The organism is Sulfitobacter sp. 1A12056 (assembly GCF_043558125.1).
In the GTDB taxonomy this organism is placed as follows: Bacteria; Pseudomonadota; Alphaproteobacteria; order Rhodobacterales; family Rhodobacteraceae; genus Sulfitobacter; species Sulfitobacter faviae.
Window position 1 is genome coordinate 156996 of the sequence record NZ_JBIFFY010000005.1, and the last position, 17099, is coordinate 174094.

Consider the following 17099-nt stretch of genomic DNA (forward strand, 5'->3'; position numbering starts at 1 on the left):
CGAAGCGCGTCAGAAGCTGTGCCAGACCCCGACTTTGACCTTGGTCACAGCGTCGGTGAATTCATGCGACAGACCCAGTTCCAGAAAGCTGTTTTCCGAGACCTTGATCACATGCGACGGCGCAAAGGCCAATGTCTCATCCCCGTCTGACGGGGCCGCGAACTCCAGCTTGAAAATCGACAGGTTGCCACTCTCGTGGTTGATGCCGAAGGTGCTGTCGATCTTGCCCAGTGTTTCGCCGTCCTCGTAAATGGCAAAGGTGCTTTCCACCCCCAGCCAGCCGCTGCCCCAAGCCCCCGATACCGGACGCCCCCAAGACAGGCCAGGCCGCAGGGCCGCCACCGCGCTGCCATCCCGTTCGGCCCAGCCAAGACCGACTTCGGCGGCGAAAACATTGTCCCCGCCCGAGAGCTCAAGCGGATAGCGCAGAAAGGCGATGGCGCTGACCTGCCCCCCCCTCTGGCTCTTGCCGATGTCGAGGCCGAAGGTCAGTTTCTCGGTCACCCCGTATTCGTAGTAAAACGCACCGAAATCGCCAAAGTCGGGGCCATCTGCGGTGGTCTCATAGGACAGGGTGACAAAGCTTTTGTCTTCGCCCCGCGGCCACGCCGCCGATGCCACCTCACTTGCCGGGAGGGCGATGGTACCGATGGCCGAGAGGACAACAAGGCGGGGCAAGAATCGCCGCGCGAGGTCAGAAGGCATTTTCGCTGTTTTGCGCATGGTAAGTTCCGCGTGTTCAGAGCCGCGAGAGGCTGAGCGATGAGGTATTATACGATCGACCGAATGAAATCCGCGAGCTTCAGCGGTTTGAACGGTTTGTGCAGAATGTGATCTGCCCCGAGGTCGCGAAACTTCTTCTCCGACTCGGGCGAGGTTTTGGCGGTGCACATGACGATCTTCGTGTCGTCCAAATCCGCATTGGCCCGCGCACAGCGCAGCACCTCCATACCATCGGGGGGCGGCATCATCACATCCAGCATGATCACGTCAAAAGACTGCGTCTCCATCGTGGCAATCGCGTCGAGCCCGGTCGCCGCGAAGGTCGGTTCGATGTCATCTTCGGTCATGATCGCAAACTCGATCAACTCGCGGATGTCATCCTCGTCATCGACGAACAACACTCTCATGCCGATGCCCCCTGCTTGGGCGCGGCGCCTGTATCCCGGGCGAAACGCACATAGAACGTGGTGCCGGGGTTCTCATCACCGTCTTCTTCCGAGCGTGTCTCAAAGCTCACATCGCCATCTTGTCGCAACACCAACTCCCGCGTGATGGCCAGCCCCAGCCCCGTCCCATTCGCTTGGTTTTCGCGAGAGTGCACAGGGTCAGCGAACCTTTTGAACATACGATCATGGGCGGCTCTTGGGATGCCCGGCCCCGCATCGCAGACATAGAACGTGACCCATTGGTCGTCCACCTCGGCACCGATTTTTACCGTGCCGCCGCGCGGGGTATATTTCACCGCGTTGGAAATGAGGTTGGAGAAGATTTGCTGCATGCGCACGGTATCGACCCGCACATAGGCTTCCTGCGCCGCGTCGGGGCCTGTGTGAATGTCAAGTTGCACGTCGCGGTTCACCCCATAGCCGGTGTTGGCCGCGATGGCTTCCGACAGCACTTCCGACACCGCGACCCGCTCAGTCTGGATGCTGAGTTGGCGCTGGTCGATCGCCTGAAGGGTCAAGATATCGTTGACCAGTACCAACAGCCGGTCGGCATTGCGGGTGGCCATCGACAACAGCTTGCCCGCATTCTTTGGCATGCTGTCGCCAAAGCGGTCATGCAGGATTTCGAGCGACCCGGCGAGGGACGTGAGCGGCGTGCGCAGTTCATGATTGACCGAGGTGACAAAGGCCGTGCGCGCTGCCACGAGACGTTCTTCGGCAGAGATGTCCTGAAGCACGTTATAGGAGATGTAATCCCCATGCAGATGCAGCTTCATCACCCGGCATTGCACCGCAACGCTCTCGTTCTCGGCGGTGGTGATCTGAATGCGGTGAACGGCAACGTCTTCGTCCATCTGCGAAAAGGGCGGGACCATGCCGCGCAGCTTTTGCACGGCTTCGATATCTGAGGACACGCCCATCAACTCACGCGCCTTGCGGTTGGAGCGGTGCAGCTTGTTATTGTCGTTATAGACGATCAGCCCGTCGCCGACATTCTCAAAGATCGCGTCAAATTCGCTCTGCGCCACGCGGATCCGTTCGCGGTGCCGTTCGGAAGTGCGCAGGGCCTGCGCCAATTGGGTCGACTGCCGCCGTGCGCGGATCGCCGCGTTGATCACCGTCAGGAACAGGATCGTGGCAAGCCCCACGAAAACCAAGGTGCGCTGCCAGTAATTTTGCAGCACCGCCGGCTTGCTGCGCGTCACGTCGATATAGAGGTCCAGCGCCGGGATTTCTTTGCGGGCGCGAAACACGGGCGTATCGGGGTCGCGTGGAGGCCGCCCCGAAACAAAGGCCCGCTCTCCGTTGGAGGTTACCACCTCGACATACATGTCCTGTTGCAACCCATCTATTGCCAGCAATTGCGAGTAGTAATCCTCGCCCAGCGAAGACGCCAAGACCCCGCGCGACCGGCCATCCATGCCGATCAAGGGCCATGCAATCGGGGTCAGCCGCCGCCCTGTTGCCCGCGACACGATGGGCACCCCGACCGTATATTCATCCACATCAAGGCCAATCGCCGCCTGAAAATAGGCCCGGTCCCCAAGGTACTGGCCCATAAGCGGCTTCACCGTGGCCCAAAGCACAACCCCATCGGCGCCGATCAGCACAAGCGCATCGACCTGCTCGGTCTCCTGCACGGCGGCATTCATCAGATCACCGTATTGCGCCTCGAACTGCGCGGGGTTGCTCAGACGCGCGGTCGACAGCTCATCGATCAGCCCCCACATCCGCACATTCGCAACCGAGAGTGAGGCATCGACCGCCTGCTCGTAAAGCTCCGCGAAATGCTCAAGCTCCACCTCTGCCCGGGTCGTGGCGCGTTTGTAGTCCGACCAGGTCAGGACCGCGAGCCCCACGAAATAGATCAGAACGGCAGCCGAAATCAGCGCCCAGAACAGGGTCTGCGCGCGCGAAGACGGTTCCGCATCAGCTTTATTAGTGGGCTCAGTGCTGACCATTCTCGGCTTGGTGTCCTATGTCATTGGCGGCAAGGCAGATGCTGCCCGGCGCGCTTGTTATTCCAGCACTTTCGACGCCTTGAATGCCCCGTGCAAGCGAGGTGGCGACAGCCGCATCCGAGGGCGGCACGACACAAGCGCTGACGCTCAAGGGCCGCGAGGTCCAGCCTTCTTTCACGGTGGCCGAGGCCTCAGCCACGGCTGAGATAAACTGATGCGCCCGCGCTTCAAGCTGGGCGCGATCCGCGTGGAGCGCGCCATAGACGAAAAGATCATCCTCCCAATGGGCGAACCCGTCTTGCGCGGGGATTTCGACCTTGCCGAAAAGCCCGGCCACGCGGCGCTGAAGCTCTTGCCGCTGCGCGCGCGCCGCATCGGATTGGTCACGGTCGCCATCGATGCGGAAGACGATCAGGCCAAGGTCTTTTTGCATCGCGGGCGACAGCGACATGAGATGCCCCTGAAACCCGGATTTACTGCCCAAAAGGCTGGGCACCGTGGCCTCTGACACGCTCGGCGCGGCACGGCGGCGCGCGCTGCGGTTTTCGCCCGAACGGCGGCGGTCCAACTCGGATTTCAGCCGCAGGCAACTGCGCATACGGGCCTGAAGCTCAATCCGGTTGAAGGGTTTTGTGACATAGTCGTTGGCCCCCGCCATGAAGGCTTCGGAGAGAGACCCCATATCTGTTCGGCTGGTCAGCATAATGATCGGCACATCGCTCCATCTGTCCAAGGCACGGATACGGGCGCAAAGCTCGATACCATCGATATCGGGCATCATTATGTCCATCAGGATCAGGTCCGCCGTGGCCTCATCGCTTTCGATCGCGTCGAGTGCACTGCGCGGATCGATGAAACTGACGACATCGTCAAAGCCAAGCTCAGAAAGCGTCGCGCTGATGAAATCCTGCGCGATATCCGAGTCGTCGACTGCGATAATTCGTGGGCTCATGATTTTAATTCCACTCGTTAACTCTTTCAAAAACACGCCATCGGCTGTTTTGAAAAACCTCCTCATACCCCGGCATCTGCGATTGCTTCAGCTGCGGGAACCTGCGCAGAATTCTGTCTGCTGTGGCCTGCCCTTCCGCCTGTTGCGGGACCACGATGTACCTTGTGCGCGGCACGCCCCCCTCAAGCGCCCAGTCGTAGGCAGGCTCTCCGGCGATCACCAGCCGGTCGATATTCCCCAGACCGACGACGATCTCGGGGTTTCTCTCAACATCTACCATAATATCAGACTTGTCGCGCAAGAATGAAACGACCTCTCGCGCGGGGCGGGACGCTGCGTTTTCCGCGCCGAGCATCGCGTTGGTCCAAGCGCGGGTTTCGTCATGGGCGACATGGCGCATCACAACCGCCGAGGTCAGCAGCGACAGCGCCAACAGCGCGATGGCAATCGGCTCACGCAAGGACAGGTTCGGCCAAAAGCGGATCGCGGCGACCAAGACCCCCAGCATGGGCGCCAGCGCCATGGCCGGGTCGCCTTCGACATGGAAAAAGACGTTAAGCGTATAGCCGCCCAGCACCGCCCCGACCGCTGCCAAGAGCGGCATGAACAGACGCGGGACCATGATATTGCGCAGGATCGCGATAAGGGCCGCCGGGCCCAGCCCGGCCAGAATGACCAGATGCTCCCCCAAGGTCAGCGGCGTGGCACTTTCCGACAAAAGCGGGATCAGGCGGCTGTCGAAGATCATGCTGACGAACATCAGCGCCCCCACGGCGGCAGCCACGGGATAGAACATTGCCACCAGATAGCCCGTCGACGACACCGCGATCATGCTGGGCCGTGCCGCGACGATCATAAAGGGCATCGCGCCCAGACAAAGCATAAGGCCATAGCTGTCAGACAGGGCCACCACCAAAAGCCCGACGGCCACTTTCATCATATCCGGCGCATTGCCCGTCAGCCGCAGATTGACGATCCCGCGCGCGAAGAGCCATGTGCCCAAGATGCAAAACATCGTCTCAGGCCCATCGGCCAAGGCGCGCAGGAAAAAGGGGTTCAGCGCCAAAAACAACACCACCAGCGCCGAGGTCACGCCCGAAAACCCGCCCGTGTCGCGCAGGTTGAGAAACCACAGGACCAGCAGCCCCGCCCCCACCAGCGCGGAAAGCACGAAGGGCACCGGCACCTGCGTATCGGGCAAGACCGCCTGCCCCAAAAGCGACAGCGCATAGGGCACGGGCGGGTAGAAAGCATCGCTTGCCTTGAACTGCGCCGGCCCCTCGATCTGTACGATTGATTTGGCCCAGAGGTCGGTCACGTCCATCGACAGGAAGCCATGCGCCTCAGTCCAGCCGAGGGTGAGCAAAAGCAGCAGCGCCAGCGCGACAAAGCCGAAAGACCATGAGGCGGCGCGGATCATTGCGCGGCCTCCGTCGCTTCGGCACTGGCTTCGGCCACCTCATTGGCGGTGTGTTTGGACAGGCCGTGCTGGGTCTTTTCCCAATAGAACGGGTTAAAGATCAACTGCGACAGCGCCTTGTAAGAGGCCACGGTCATCAGCACCCAATAGCCTACCACGGTGATCCCCCAAGGGGCCAGATCGGTCCACCTGCGCCGGAAGGGTGCCACCATCGTGAGATAGATCAGCAAGCCATTGCCCGCCAAGAGGTTCACCAACGACAGATAGAGCACCGGCAGCGGGAAATAGGGGGTGATCACCTCGGTCCCGAAGATCAGCCAGATGGCAAAGATCGACCAGAAGACCGGGTTCAACAGGCCCGAGAGCACCGTGCCCCCGATGAAGAAGACAAAGCCAAAGACGCCCGCCGCCCCGACCGATTGCCACAGGTGAATGGGTCTGCGGCTGTGGACGAGGAAGGTCTGCATATAGCCCTTGATCCAGCGCGAGCGCTGGCGCACCCAGTTCGGGATCGAGACATTGGCCTCTTCAAAGGTCGTGGAATCGATGACGCCCACGCGGTAGCCCTTCTGCGTCAGACGAATGCCCAGATCGGCGTCCTCGGTCACGTTGAAGGGATCCCACGCGTTCAACTCGCGCAGCACGTCCATGCGGAAGTGGTTCGAGGTGCCGCCCAGCGGGATCGGCACGCCCAAACGCTCCAACCCCGGCAGCATCAGGTCGAACCACAGCGAATAGTCCAGCGTGAACATCCGCGTCAGCCAGTTCTCCCGCGCGTTGTAATAGTTCAAACGGCATTGGATGCAGGCGGTATTGGGCGCGGATTGGTTGAAGGCAGCGATGACCTTTTTCAACTGATCCGGTTCGGGCTTATCCTCGGCGTCGAAGATCACGAGGAAATCACCCTGCGCATAGCGCAGCGCAAAGTTGCAGGCCTTGGGTTTGGTCTGCGGGTGGGAGGCCGGGACGCGGATGATCTCGAACACGCCTTCAAGGTCGAGCTTGCGCGCCGCGTCGATGGTCTCGTGGTCGCCCTCTTCCAGCACGATCTTGATGTCGAGCTTGGCCAACGGATAGTCGAGGTTGCGCAGCGCTTGGGCAAGGATCGGCAGCACCTCGGGCTCGCGGAACATCGGCACCAGCACGGTATAGATCGGCAGGTCTTCGTCGCGCAGCAGCGATGCCTCGGCCGCGATGGCCCGCGATGAAGTCTCTTGTGCAGCACCGCCGAGCCAGACCAGCAGCGCTTTGAACAGGAAGTTGCCGGTGTAGAACACCGTCAGCAGGACGTTCAGCACGATCAGCGTGACCACGGGGGCAAAGGCCAGCCCCAGCAGAAGCGCCGAGATCATGAGGTAAATCACCAAGATCTGTGGCGGGGTCACGACGTTCTGCGCCGACATGTCGGGGTCAAGCTCGGCCAGCGCAAAGACAGCCTCATGCGAATGTTTCTCGCGGAAGGCGCGCTGCAACTGCCATGACACATCGAAATGCGAGGCCACGACGATGGTCACGCCAGAGCCGTAAACCTCGCGGATATGCAGCAGCGTGCGCGGGCCGGGGCGCGAGGTGGCCACCGTCAGCGTGCCATCCTCTGCCCGGGCAATCGGCACCGTCATGAATTGGTTCATCACCACCGGATCATACTGGCGGATCAGATCGTCATCGGCGCGGTCCTCGATCAGATCGACCAGCGCGAGCCCGTGGTAAAAGGCGATCTCGCGGTAGAGGGTCTGCGTGGTCAGCCAGCGCCGCGACAGAAGAACCTTGACCAGAGAGACATTCCACTCCTCGGCCAGCTCCTCTGCCGCGTCGAGCTGTTCCGCCGTCAGCGCGCCACGGTCAAGCAGCAGCGAACCAATGGCTTCGCTTTCGGCATCCAACGGCACGGTGGCTTACGTCTCGTCTTTGCCGCGACGGGCGCGGTAGACGCGCTGGAACACGATCAGCACAAGCAGCGTCACCAGCACCCAGATGGCCCCCACGATCCAGGGTCGGTACTTGGCCAACATCTGTGCAAGGCTGGTGCGGTCGGGGTAGACGACATCAACGAGCGGGCTGCGGTCGGTGGCGGTGGCAAGGATCACCCCCTCCTGCCCGATCAGCGCCAGATCGCCGCGGTCCAACATCATGGGGCGTTCGGGCGTCAGCTCTGGTGCAGGGCCATTGCCCGGACGCAGCCACAGGCCACGGGTGTCGCCCCGGGTGACGATCTGCACAACGCCAAGCCGCGACAGGTCTTCGCCCGAATAGATCAGGTTGTCTTGACGGTCGCGCACCTCGATCCGGCCCTGATTGAAGGTGATCAGCGGCTCTGCATCGCCGGGGTTCTGGTCAGAGATCACAAAGAAAGGCTCATCCCCCTCAAGCGCCTCGACAGAGGCGCGCGGCAGAATAGGGGCGCGGTCCGGGATCACACTGCCCGCGACACCTGCCAGCCACGGCAGGGTCTGCGCGAAATCAAGCGAAAGCGCGGGGTCGAGCACGACTTGAACGCCATCGGCGAATTCTTGTCTCAGGGTAAAGAAGTCCCGATCCTGCGCTGTGGAATCCGAAAGCAGCAGGGCGCTGCCGGGCAGGATTTGCGCCGGATAGCCCTGCGGTTTGAAACGACATTCGCCGCCCGAGGGCTGGCGCTGGATCGACACGCGCAGCAGGTTATCCCGGCCCAGCAGGCCGTTCGGAACCGAAAAGGTCAGCTGCTCGGGCTTGCCGCTGCCAAGGGGGCGGTTGCCCAACAGCGTGTCATTCAGAAAGACCGAAGCCGTCGCCCCCCGCCCTTCGGGGTCAAGCGCTGCGGCGACATGCAGGTTCACGCCAGACACGCCCTTGCCCGCCGGAAGGTCGGAGGATTGGAACGGCACAAAGAAGTCTTCGGTCGAAACCACGGGACGCGGGGTGAGGTCGCCCTCCAGCGCCGACAGCGGCAAACGGTCGTCAAAGCGGGCCGGTCCCCCGGCCACATCGACCACGGTCGCGCCTTGGTTCGACAGGGGCGACCATTCCGAGACCAGTTGCCACAGCCCCACCTGCGGATCGCTGCCGCGCAGGTTCAAGACGGGCAGGCCCGCTTGATTGTCCACGGTCATTTCGCTCGCCACGCCGGAGGTGGATACGTCCAGTTGGATGACCCCCTCGGACCATGCGCCGGATGTGCTGGCCCCGTCGCCGCCAAAGGTCAGCCGCCCGGCTTCGGCGTCGAACAGCGCAGCGGCGCGGGTCGCAGCGGCCAAGGCGGCGAGGGAGTCGTTGCCCCCGATGGCCAGACGCGTATCCGCAGGGCGCAGCCCGGCGAATGCCGCCGATGTGTCGATCTCAGACGGGTCCAATTGCAAGGTCACGGAAGAGGACGCCGTGATCTCAAGAAAATCGCCCGAAGCGCGTTCGTCCACGCAGACCCGATCGCTGAAAGCCCCGGAATAGGACAGGCCCACGGCGATAAACCCGCCCGACACGTCCTCGGGGCTAAGCGGGACCGGAACGCTCAGCCGCCCTGCCCCATCGGGCAACGCCTGCGAGGTCACCGGACGGCCCGCGACCGAGACTTGCAAATAGCGGTCCACCTCGGTGGTGGAGGCATGTTCAAGCTCAAGCTGCAAACTGCCCGAACTCAGCGCATCCGGGTTGGGCAGCGGGATATAGATCGTCGCATTGCCCGAAAGCTGCCGGAAGGACAGACCGTTTTGAAAGCCAAGCTCCGCCAGATCGAAGGTCCGCGCGATCAGCCCCTCCTGAACCTGCTCAGCAGGGACGCTCACCGCGCCCTCACCCGTGGTTGTTTGGCCGTGAACTTGAAACGGCAGCAGAGCCGCCAACAAACCGATTGCGGGATACTTCATGGAGAGGCTTTCTTAAATTTTTTCAGCGACGCTGCGGGCATCAGACAGAGCCATCTTAATTATACGAATATCGTCAGTCGACAACGGCGAAGAGGATTCATCGGCATCTTCGGCAACGCGCAGCCCTTTGCGCAGGCAGTCTTCAATCTCAGCATATTCCAACATCGCGGCATTGCCAGCCAGATCGTGCAGCATGCGGTGGACCTTGCGCGCCTTGGTCTCGCGCGGGTCAGCCCCGTCCGTCTCCCGGAGCGCGTCAGAGACGGCCTGCAACCGCTCTGGCATGCCTTCGATGAAACGCTTTCGCGTCGCGGCGACGCGTTGTTCATATGTCTCGGTAGGTGCCACAGATCGTCCTTCGTACCCGCCCGTAAAGGAGCCCAGATAGCTCGTTTAGATTATTGTTCGAAACCTGTCAGAATTATGGCGCAATGGGCGATTTTCTAAGTTTTTAAGCGTGAATGCCCAAAATTTGAGCCGTTGAATTTAGGCAACCGCCGCGCTGCCCGGCGAATGCGCAGCCCACCTCACCAGCCGGCGCCCTCAGACCAAATGGAAGGCGGGCGCGACATGCCGCGCCCGCCTTCTCCTATCAGCTATCCAGCGCCGCAAGAATCGCATCGCCGGTGATTGGCAGATGACGCACCCGCGCCCCGGTGGCGTTGAAGATCGCATTGGCAATCGCCGGGGCGATGACCGTGGTGCCCGGCTCTCCGAGACCCACGGGCACTTCCGTGCTCTCGACGAAAGCGACCTCGATCTGAGGCACATCGACCATCCGCAGCGGCGTGTAAGACCCAAGGTTCAGGTCGATGACATTGCCGTCTTCGATCCGCGTGCCCTCATGCAGAGCCATGGACAGACCCCAAAGCGCCGCGCCCTCGCATTGCGCGCGCGCGCCGTCGGGATCGACCACGGTGCCGCAATCAAAGGCCAGCCACATCTTCTCGACCGCGACGTCACCGGTTTCGGCATCCACCGCCAGTTTGACGGCGGCGGCGGTCCAAGTCGGCATGGTGCGCGATTGGCCAAAGGTGGTGGCGATCCCGATTGCCGTGCCCTCGGGCAACTCCGTCTGGCCATAGCCTGACATCTCGGCCACCCGCTGCAAAACAGCCGCTTGCCGCGACGCCCCGCCCACCGCATTGGGGGCGGAACCTGCGTTGATGCCTTCGGCCTTCAGGTGGTCCAAACGGAACTGCAACGGGTCGGCACCGATCTTATGCGCTGCCTCGTCCATGAAGCTTTCGACAGCAAAGTTGGTCCAGCCCGGCCCGACCGAGCGCAACCAACCGGGGCGGAAGGTCGCGTTTGCCAGATCGTTCGAGATCGCCCGCACACGGTGCGCGCCGACGCTGTACCAGTGATCCGCACCGTCGATGGCGAAGGGATCGTAAGGCTCTTCGTTGACACCTTTGGGCATGAAACCCGGTGCCATCACCTGCGTCGGCCAACCGGCGGCGGCGTGATGCTCCATCCCGGTGATGGCCTTGCCCTCATCGAAAGCCATGCGCAGCTTTTGCACCGAAGGCGAGCGGATGCTGTCAAACTGGGCGTCTTCCTCGCGGGAGAAGACCAGTTTCACCGGCTTGCCCACGGCCTTGGAGGCCAGCGCGGCGGGCACGATGTAATCGCCGTTCAGACGACGGCCAAAGCCACCGCCCAGCATATAGCTGCGCATCACGATCTTGTCGGCGGGCACCTCCAGCGCGGCCGCTAGTGTCGGCAAAATCAGCGATTGCCACTGGTTGCCTGCATGGGTCTCCCAAACGCCATCGGCGTTTTGGAAGACGGTCGCGTTGACCGGCTCCATCTGGAAGTGCAGCACGGATTGCGTGGTGTATTCGGCCTCCAGCGTCTCGGCGGCGGCATCGAAAGCGGCGCGAGTCTCGGGCTGCTCGGTATGCAGGATCGACCCGGCATCGCTGTCGATCAACGCGCGAGAGCGGGCGTAGATATCGTCTTCTGAGACATCCGCCGTTTCGCCCGCCGTCCAATCGACGCTGATCTCATAGGTGGCCATCCGTGCGGCATGGAGCGTCTTGCCCAGCACCACGACCCAGCCCGGCACGGTGCCCGAGGGATCATCCAGCACCACGGTCTCAAGGTAGCCTTTGACCTCTTTCGCGGCGCTGTCATCGACAGAATTCACCTTGGAGCCATAGCGCGTCGGCGGCAGCATCGGCACGCCGTAGACCATGCCGTCGACCTTGGCATCCAGACCATAGATCGCCTGCCCCGTGGTTTTCGTATCCAGATCAAGCGGATGCACGTCCTCCCCCACAAGCCGCAGATCGGCATGGGGTTTCAGCGGCAGGGCCGCCAATTCGTCTTCGGTAAAGCTGCGGTCAAGGCCTTCGGCCACCAGATCGCCATAGCTGATGCTCTGCGTGCCATCGCTCACGGCCCCGTCGCGCGCGGTCAGACCGGCGGGATCGACGCCCCATTTGGCCGCCGCCGCTTCGATCAGGGCGGTGCGCCCGGCGGCACCCGCCTGACGGTAGACCGGCCAGCTTTGCCAGATCGACCAGCTGCCGCCGGTGACCATCAGGCCCCATTTCTCAGCCGTGTCGACATGGGTGATGTGCACATTTTCCCACGCGACCTCCAACTCATCAGCCAAAATGCGGGCGATGGCGGTGCCGACGTGCTGGCCCATCTCGGCGCGGATGATGTTGACGTTGACCTGACCTTCGGCGTCGATCCAGTACCACATCGACGGCTCAAAGGGCTGGCCATTGGGCGCGATCGGCGTGCCATCGGGCACGGCAGGGTTCATCGCGGCATTCGACGCTTGCGGGAAGCCAAAGGCAACGCCCGCGGCGGTCATCGACACCAGAAACCCGCGGCGGGTCATCTGCGGTTGCGCGTCGGAGCCTTTCAGGCGGGACATCAGATTAGCCATTGTCGGAGCCTCCCATTGCGGTGGCGGCGTCGCGCACGGCTTGGCGGATACGGGGATAGGTCATGCAACGGCAAAGGTTGCCGGTCATCACCGCGTCGATGTCTTCGTCGCTGGGGTTGGGCGTGCCTTGCAACAAAGACGCCGCCTGCATGATTTGGCCCGACTGGCAATAACCGCATTGCGGCACGCGCAGGTTGCGCCATGCTTCTTGAACCGGGTGCTTGCCCTCTTCGTCCAGCCCTTCAATCGTGGTGACCGACAGCCCCTCGACGTCGCCCAGATAGGTGATGCAGGACCGTGTCGCGGTGCCGTCGATATGCACGGTGCAAGCGCCGCACGCGCCGATGCCGCAGCCGAATTTGGTGCCGGTGAGGCCGATCTCATCACGGATTGCCCACAGTAGGGGCATGTCCGGGTCAGCATCGATAGAAATCGACCGCCCGTTCAATTCGAATTTTATCATGAAGTGGTGTCCCTTGGGGTATGCTTTGCCTGAGGGGAGCGCGCGTATAGCTGCCCTGATTGAGCGGCTGTACATAGGTCTAATGGCCGGGGATGACAGCGCAAGACTGCGCTGATCACGCGATTGTCAGAATGGTCGCGCGCCGCGCGGTCAGACGTGCTGCCCGCCGTTCACCTCGATCTCGGTCCCCGAGACATAGGAGCTTTCCGCGCTGCACAGGAAATAGATCGCCCGCGCGACCTCATCAGGCTGGCCGAGGCGGCGCATGGGGATGTCGCGTACGATCTTGTCGGTGCCCTCGCTGAGGATCGCCGTCTCAACCTCGCCCGGGGCGATTGCGTTGACCCGCACGCCAAGGGGGCCGAAATCATGGGCCATCTCGCGTGTCAGCGCCGCCAGCGCCGCTTTGGAGGTGGCATAGGCCGCCCCGGCAAAGGGATGCACCCGCGACCCGGCGATGGAGGTGACATTCACCACCGACCCACGCCCGGCAGAAAGCTCATCCTGAAGCCCGCGCGCCAGCACCACGGAGGCGAAGAAATTCACATGAAACACCTCGCCCCATGTCCGCAGATCGGTGTCGAGCGTGCTGAGCCGCGCGCCATCCTCGCCCTTGGGTGAGACGCCCGCGTTGTTGACCAGAGCATGCAAAGGGTTACCGCCCAAAAGCCTTTTGACCTGCGCGACCGCCTCGATCGTCTGGTTCGGATCGCTGAGATCGACCTGCACATGGTCCTGCGCCCCGCCCGGCCAAGGGCATTCGGGTGAAAACGCCTGCCGCGAACAGCCGATCACCCGCCAACCCTTGTCGGCGAAAGCCTTGGCCGTGGCATGGCCGATGCCCCGGCTGGCACCGGTCAGCAGCAGCGTCTTTTGGTCGTGATCCACAGGTTTCATCGTCTGATCCATCTTGGGCGCAGCGGCTGAGGTAGCGCCCTAATCGGCCGCCGCCAGCGCGCGTTCATAGTCCTGCCCCGGAATAGCGTCGAGCAGGCTGCGCGTATAGGCGGTATCGGGGTCGTGCAGCACTTTGCTGACCGGCCCCGCCTCAACGATCTGGCCCTTTTGCATCACGATGATCCGATCGCAGATCCGCGCCGCGACGCGCAGGTCGTGGGTGATGAAAAGCATCGACAGATGGAGCCGGGTTTTCAACTCGGCCAGCAAGTCGAGCACCTGCGCCTGAATGGAGACGTCGAGGGCCGAGACGGCCTCATCCGCGATGATGATCGACGGGTCCAGCGCCAATGCGCGGGCGATGCCGATCCGCTGCCGTTGCCCGCCCGAGAACTCATGCGGGAAACGTTTCATCGCGCTGTCGTCCAGCCCGACCAGTTCCAGCAACTCGCGCGCCTTGGCCTTGGCCTCCTTATCCGGGGTGCCATAGGCAACCAGCCCTTCGGTAAGGATGCGCGACACTCGCGCGCGGGGGTTGAGTGACGAGAACGGGTCTTGAAAGATCATCTGCAACTTGCGCCGCTGCGCCCGCAGTTCTGGCCCCGACATCTCGGCGATGTCGACACCGTCCATCAACACGCGCCCCCCGTCAGGGTCAAGCAGCCGCACCAGAGAGCGCCCGACGGTGGATTTGCCCGAACCGGACTCCCCCACGATGCCGATGGTTTCGCCTGCAAAAAGCTCAAAACTCACGTCCTGCACGGCCTTCACCACCCGACGCTTACCAAAAAGCGTACCAGAGCCGGTGGAGAAGGTCTTTTGCAGACCCTCGACTTTCAAAAGTGGGCTGCGTTCGACTTCTGCCGCGGCTTCGGTCTTGGTCAGCCGGGGGATCGCGTCGATGAGGTCGCGGGTATAGGGGTGTTGGGGCTTCAGCAGCACCTCTTGGACCGGGCCAGCCTCGACGATCTCCCCTTTTTTCATGACGATCACCCGGTCGGCGATATCGGCCACCACGCCAAAGTCATGGGTGATGAAGATCACCGCCATGCCACGCTTGCGCCGCAGGTCTTCGATCAGCTTGAGGATCTGCGCCTGCGTGGTCACATCAAGCGCGGTGGTCGGCTCATCCGCGATCAGGATGTCAGGCTCCAACGCCAAGGCCATCGCGATCATCACCCGCTGCCGCTGCCCGCCCGAAAGCTGGAAGGGATAGGCCCGGATCGCCGCTTCGGGGTCGGGAATGCCGACCTCCTCCAGCAGCTTGAGCGCCCGCGCGCGGCGTTCGGCCCCTGTGAGCGCGCCATGGGCCTCGAACACCTCGGCGATTTGCGCACCGATCCGCATCAGCGGGTTCAGCGCGCTCAGAGGTTCCTGAAAGATCATCGAAATGCGGCTGCCGCGCAGTTTCAACATCTCTTTCTCAGACAGCCCAAGGATCGATTGCCCGTCAAAGGTGATGCTGCCCTTGTCGGGCAGAACCCCCTGCGGCAAAAGCCCCATCACCGCATTGGCCGACATGGATTTGCCCGACCCGCTTTCGCCCACAATGCAGAGGATCTCCCCCGGGGCGAGGTCAAAGTTGATGTCCTTCGCGGCATAGAGCCGATCCGCCCCCATGGGCAGAGCGATAGACAGGTCACGGATGCTAAGCAGGGTCATTCGGATTTCCTCGTCAATCGCGGGTTCAGCGCGTCGTTCAGACCTTCGCCGATCAGGTTCAACGCCAGCACGGTCAGCAGGATCGCCATGCCCGGCAGGAAGGACAGCCACCAAGCGGTGCGGATCACGGTGCGCGCGGCCCCGATCATATAGCCCCAGGACATGATGTTCGGATCGCCCAGCCCCAGAAAGGACAGCGAGCTTTCCAGCAGGATCGCCTGCGCCACCATGAGCGAGGCCAGCACGATGATTGGCGGCAGTGCGTTGGGCAGGATGTGGCGGGTGATGATCTGAAGATTGCCGAGGCCCGACAGGCTCGCCGCCTCAACGAACTCACGGGTTCTGAGCGACAGCACCTCGCCCCGCACCAGACGCGCGACCGGGGGCCATGACACGATGGAAATCGCGATGATCACAAAGGTCAGGCTGGGCTGGAAGATCGCCAAGAGCACGATGGCGAGCGCAAAGCTCGGGATGGTCTGAAAGAACTCGGTAAAGCGCATGAGCGCGTCGTCGATCCGGCCTGCGAAATACCCCGCCGCGGCCCCCACCGGCACGCCGATGGCCAGCGCCACAATGGTCGAGACCAGCCCGACCAGCAGGCTCACATAAGCGCCATGGGCAAGCCCCGCCATGACATCACGGCCAAGCGCATCGGTGCCCAGAAGCAGCCCGTCTTGGGTGAAAGGCGGTAGGAAGGGGCGTTGCACCATTTTCCACGGGCTCTGCGGAAAGAGGATGGGCGCAAGGATGGCGGCGGCTATGACGAAGGTCAGGATAACCAAGCCGATCACCGCGCCACGGTTATAGCTGAAACGTTTCCAAAAACTCATCATGTCGTCAGCCTTATCCGCGGATCAACAATGACATAGATGACATCCGTGATCAGGTTGAACAGCAGCACCATGGCCGCCGAGATGTAGAAGACCCCGAGGATCACGTTGTAATCCCGCTGGTTGATCGCCTCGAACATCAGCCGCCCGATGCCGGGCCATGCAAAGACGGTCTCGGTCAGGATAGCCCCGCCAAAGATTTGCCCGGCCTGAAGCCCGGCCAGCGTGATCACCGGCAAGAGCGCGTTGCGCAGGATGTGCCGCCGCTGGATTACGCCGCGGTTCAGCCCCTTGGCGCGCGCGGTTTTCACGAAATCCAGCCGCGAGACTTCGAGCATCGAGGCCCGCGTCATGCGCATGTAGATCGCCGTGAAGAACAGCCCCAGCGTCGACGCGGGCAAGATCAGATGTTTCGCCACATCCAACACATGAGCGAGGCCGGTATAGCCCGCGCCGATGGTGGAATAGCCAAAACCCGGCAGCCATTCGAGCCAGACCGAGAACACCAGCGTCGCCATCAGCGCCACCCAAAAGAGCGGGGTTGCATAGAACAGCAACGCGAAGGTCGAGATGATCGTGTCACCCCACCGCCCCTGCCGGGCAGAGGCTGCGACGCCGGCGGTCACGCCCAGCACCAACGACAGCACAAAGGCCACCCCGGTCAGCAAGAGCGTCGCCGGCAGGCGGTCGCCGATCATCTCGGCCACCGGCATCTGCTGGCGGAAGGAATAGCCAAGGTCGAGCTGCACCGCGCCTTTGATGTAAATCCACAACTGCATGTAAAGCGGCTGGTCCAAGCCAAAACGCGCCCGCAGGTCTGCAAGAAATTTCTCGTCCGCCGCCCCGGCTTCGCCCGCCATGACCGCCGCAGGGTCACCCGGTGCCGCATGGATCAGCAGGAAATTGAAGACAAGGATCGCCAGCAGGATAAACACTGCCTTGACCAACCTGCCCAATATGAAACGTATCACGCTATCCGCCCCGTGTTGTTCTGATAG

14 protein-coding genes are annotated in these 17099 nt (G+C 62.4%); all 14 read right to left on the bottom strand.

All coding sequences use genetic code 11. The annotated features are described in order from the left end of the window. Positions 1–9: 9 nt before the first annotated feature. The 14 genes from ACGYLD_RS11770 to ACGYLD_RS11835 all read right to left on the bottom strand — a co-directional run bounded on the left by ACGYLD_RS11770 (position 10) and on the right by ACGYLD_RS11835 (position 17072). Positions 10–705 (bottom strand): hypothetical protein, encoded by a 696-nt coding sequence (locus tag ACGYLD_RS11770; protein ID WP_271692086.1) that lies wholly within the window; start codon positions 703–705, stop codon positions 10–12. 65 nt (positions 706–770) lie between these two features. Continuing rightward, positions 771–1130 carry a response regulator gene (locus ACGYLD_RS11775; protein WP_271692087.1) on the bottom strand — a complete coding sequence of 120 codons (360 nt, stop codon included), beginning with the start codon at positions 1128–1130 and terminating at the stop codon, positions 771–773. Then, positions 1127–3130, bottom strand: coding sequence for an ATP-binding protein (locus ACGYLD_RS11780; protein WP_271692088.1), 2004 nt, complete (start codon positions 3128–3130; stop codon positions 1127–1129). Before ACGYLD_RS11780 ends, ACGYLD_RS11775 begins: the two co-directional genes overlap by 4 nt. Beyond that, a complete protein-coding gene (locus ACGYLD_RS11785; RefSeq protein WP_271692089.1) occupies positions 3117–4082 on the bottom strand; it encodes a PleD family two-component system response regulator in 966 nt (321 codons plus the stop codon). The genes ACGYLD_RS11780 and ACGYLD_RS11785 overlap by 14 nt, the downstream gene beginning before the upstream one ends. A gap of 4 nt (positions 4083–4086) precedes the next feature. After that, on the bottom strand, positions 4087–5502 hold the full coding sequence (locus tag ACGYLD_RS11790) for a hypothetical protein (protein WP_271692090.1): 1416 nt from the start codon (positions 5500–5502) through the stop codon (positions 4087–4089). Beyond that, positions 5499–7391 (bottom strand): glycosyltransferase family 2 protein, encoded by a 1893-nt coding sequence (locus ACGYLD_RS11795; RefSeq protein ID WP_271692092.1) that lies wholly within the window; start codon positions 7389–7391, stop codon positions 5499–5501. Before ACGYLD_RS11795 ends, ACGYLD_RS11790 begins: the two co-directional genes overlap by 4 nt. Before the next feature lie 6 nt (positions 7392–7397). Then, positions 7398–9341: a cellulose biosynthesis cyclic di-GMP-binding regulatory protein BcsB gene (locus tag ACGYLD_RS11800; RefSeq protein WP_271692093.1), complete on the bottom strand. Its 1944-nt coding sequence runs from the start codon at positions 9339–9341 to the stop codon at positions 7398–7400. A gap of 12 nt (positions 9342–9353) precedes the next feature. Continuing rightward, positions 9354–9689, bottom strand: a complete 336-nt coding sequence (locus tag ACGYLD_RS11805; RefSeq protein ID WP_276153926.1) for an Hpt domain-containing protein — start codon at positions 9687–9689, stop codon at positions 9354–9356. Positions 9690–9933: 244 nt separating this feature from the next. Beyond that, the gene (locus ACGYLD_RS11810) at positions 9934–12234 is read right to left on the bottom strand and encodes a xanthine dehydrogenase family protein molybdopterin-binding subunit (RefSeq protein WP_271692096.1); all 2301 of its coding nucleotides are present in this window, start codon (positions 12232–12234) and stop codon (positions 9934–9936) included. A 4-nt stretch (positions 12235–12238) separates the two neighbouring features. Further along, positions 12239–12709, bottom strand: coding sequence for a (2Fe-2S)-binding protein (locus ACGYLD_RS11815; protein ID WP_271692097.1), 471 nt, complete (start codon positions 12707–12709; stop codon positions 12239–12241). Positions 12710–12859: 150 nt separating this feature from the next. Continuing rightward, a complete protein-coding gene (locus tag ACGYLD_RS11820) occupies positions 12860–13606 on the bottom strand; it encodes an SDR family NAD(P)-dependent oxidoreductase (protein ID WP_271692098.1) in 747 nt (248 codons plus the stop codon). A gap of 39 nt (positions 13607–13645) precedes the next feature. Further along, positions 13646–15268: an ABC transporter ATP-binding protein gene (locus tag ACGYLD_RS11825; RefSeq protein WP_394402662.1), complete on the bottom strand. Its 1623-nt coding sequence runs from the start codon at positions 15266–15268 to the stop codon at positions 13646–13648. Beyond that, positions 15265–16104, bottom strand: coding sequence for an ABC transporter permease (locus ACGYLD_RS11830; protein WP_271689235.1), 840 nt, complete (start codon positions 16102–16104; stop codon positions 15265–15267). The genes ACGYLD_RS11825 and ACGYLD_RS11830 overlap by 4 nt, the downstream gene beginning before the upstream one ends. Beyond that, positions 16101–17072, bottom strand: coding sequence for an ABC transporter permease (locus tag ACGYLD_RS11835; protein ID WP_271689234.1), 972 nt, complete (start codon positions 17070–17072; stop codon positions 16101–16103). Before ACGYLD_RS11835 ends, ACGYLD_RS11830 begins: the two co-directional genes overlap by 4 nt. Positions 17073–17099 lie beyond the last annotated feature (27 nt).

Coding starts and splice junctions, on each gene's coding strand:
- ACGYLD_RS11785 (WP_271692089.1), bottom strand. CDS start 4,082: ATGAGCCCACGAATTATCGCAGTCGACGACTCGGATATCGCGCAGGAT.
- ACGYLD_RS11820 (WP_271692098.1), bottom strand. CDS start 13,606: ATGAAACCTGTGGATCACGACCAAAAGACGCTGCTGCTGACCGGTGCC.
- ACGYLD_RS11810 (WP_271692096.1), bottom strand. CDS start 12,234: ATGTCCCGCCTGAAAGGCTCCGACGCGCAACCGCAGATGACCCGCCGC.
- ACGYLD_RS11775 (WP_271692087.1), bottom strand. CDS start 1,130: ATGAGAGTGTTGTTCGTCGATGACGAGGATGACATCCGCGAGTTGATC.
- ACGYLD_RS11815 (WP_271692097.1), bottom strand. CDS start 12,709: ATGATAAAATTCGAATTGAACGGGCGGTCGATTTCTATCGATGCTGAC.
- ACGYLD_RS11770 (WP_271692086.1), bottom strand. CDS start 705: ATGCCTTCTGACCTCGCGCGGCGATTCTTGCCCCGCCTTGTTGTCCTC.
- ACGYLD_RS11790 (WP_271692090.1), bottom strand. CDS start 5,502: ATGATCCGCGCCGCCTCATGGTCTTTCGGCTTTGTCGCGCTGGCGCTG.
- ACGYLD_RS11780 (WP_271692088.1), bottom strand. CDS start 3,130: ATGGTCAGCACTGAGCCCACTAATAAAGCTGATGCGGAACCGTCTTCG.
- ACGYLD_RS11825 (WP_394402662.1), bottom strand. CDS start 15,268: ATGACCCTGCTTAGCATCCGTGACCTGTCTATCGCTCTGCCCATGGGG.
- ACGYLD_RS11830 (WP_271689235.1), bottom strand. CDS start 16,104: ATGATGAGTTTTTGGAAACGTTTCAGCTATAACCGTGGCGCGGTGATC.
- ACGYLD_RS11800 (WP_271692093.1), bottom strand. CDS start 9,341: ATGAAGTATCCCGCAATCGGTTTGTTGGCGGCTCTGCTGCCGTTTCAA.